The organism is Bacillus sp. MMSF_3353, assembly GCF_030733445.1.
Classification (GTDB): domain Bacteria; phylum Bacillota; class Bacilli; order Bacillales; family Bacillaceae_G; genus Bacillus_A; species Bacillus_A wiedmannii.
This window is the reverse complement of sequence record NZ_JASHJA010000090.1, coordinates 1-1,597: the sequence shown is the minus strand read 5'-3', so window position 1 is coordinate 1,597 and position 1,597 is coordinate 1. Positions and strand designations below refer to the sequence as shown.

At 31.0% G+C, this 1,597-nt stretch carries 1 protein-coding gene; it reads right to left on the bottom strand.

What is annotated here, in order from left to right; translation table 11 throughout:
• Positions 1-250 precede the first annotated feature (250 nt).
• On the bottom strand, positions 251-1,180 hold the full coding sequence (locus RBB48_RS31585; RefSeq protein ID WP_142310948.1) for a DMT family transporter: 930 nt from the start codon (positions 1,178-1,180) through the stop codon (positions 251-253).
• Positions 1,181-1,597 lie beyond the last annotated feature (417 nt).

The window sequence follows — 1,597 nt, the reverse complement described above, 5'->3', positions numbered from 1 at the left end:
GTCAACTAAGTTTTTCATTTTGTTTGCCGCGTTCTGCGTTATTGCATCGGCGACTTGTTCTATATTACACCTCTATAGCCTAATCGTCAACACCTTTTATTCAATTAATAATAAAAATAATTCCAAAGTTATTTTCTATATTAGTTTCAGTTATTTAATCCCTCTCATTCAATGAAAATAATGAAAAGGACATCCTATTACATACAAAGCGTCCTTTCCATTAAACATTATATACATGCTCTTATAAACTTTAACATTCTTCATTCCCTTTAATATTTTGATCGTCTGATATAAATAAATCAATTAGTTTACGTTTATCCGCCCATATCACTCCAAATAAAACTAAGCTGCCACCTATTACTATTCTCCGCGTTAAAGATTCATTTAATAGAACAATTGAAGCAACTATACTTATTAACGGTAACGCATTTAAATATAATCCACTTACTGATGCCGAGACTGTCTCTAATGCTCTATTCCAAAACCAATACGCTAAAATTGTTGCCCCAATAACAAGATATATTACACTAAACCCTGTCTTCCATGTTTCGATTTTTGGAAAACCATAATAAAAAGTTTCTGCCATTGCAAATGGTAATAGAATAACAGCTCCAATAATTAAAGTTAATGTTGTAAAAACCTTGTTTGATAGATACTGTTCTTGTTTTGGTCGTTTCAGCAATACTGTATAGAAAGCAAATAAGAACGTACTTAATAAAATAAGGATATCTCCTATTAAAGATACTTCTTGATCGACATTACTAGATGGAATTGTAATAAGAAGTACTCCGATAACCCCCAATACAATACCGATCCAATAATTAAGCCGAATTTTTTCTTTCAAAAAGAACGCCGAAAAAAGAATTGTAACTAAAGGTAAAGCAGCATCAATAATACTAACATGCAATCCACTCGTTAAAGAAATACCGTAGGATGTGAACATAAAGTACCCAGCTACGCCAGTAAAAGATAGTAAACTCATTCTTTTCCACGGGACCTGTTTATGTACAACTGATCTTTTTAATTGTTTAAATGAGAATAGTAAACAGATTCCACCAGCTAAGAAAAGGCGAATAAATAACAAAGTAAATGGCTGAATAGATTCTAATGCCCACTTTGTTGGCGCAATGGCTGTCCCCCATAATATAACAGCCACTAATAACATGCATATTTCTTTCATAATCCCCCACACCCATCAAAAAATATATGTTAACTATCTTAATTATAGATTTTTTCTTATGTAAAATCCTTTAAAAATGAAAAACCGTTATGTGAAAAACAACTGAATAGCTATTTTCCACATAACGGTTTCATATAAAAAGTAAAATATTTTAGTCATTCCATGACTCAATTAATACAAAAAGGTAATTCTTACCTTAACCTAACATTTAAATGTATTACTTTATTATCTTTTATGGCATTATCGTTCAAAATTCATTTTAAACAGTCTCTATTTCATCTTTTTTCTTCTTTAAGATTATTAAATTTATGGATTATGACATTTGGTAAATAAAAATAAGCACAAAAAAACCTAAGTCGAATCGACTTAGGTTTTTGCTTGGCGACGTCCTACTCTCACAGGGACAAGGTCCCAACT

Bases quoted from the DNA above. Each gene is read 5' to 3' on its own strand.
- RBB48_RS31585 (WP_142310948.1), bottom strand. From the start codon at position 1,180: ATGAAAGAAATATGCATGTTATTAGTGGCTGTTATATTATGGGGGACA.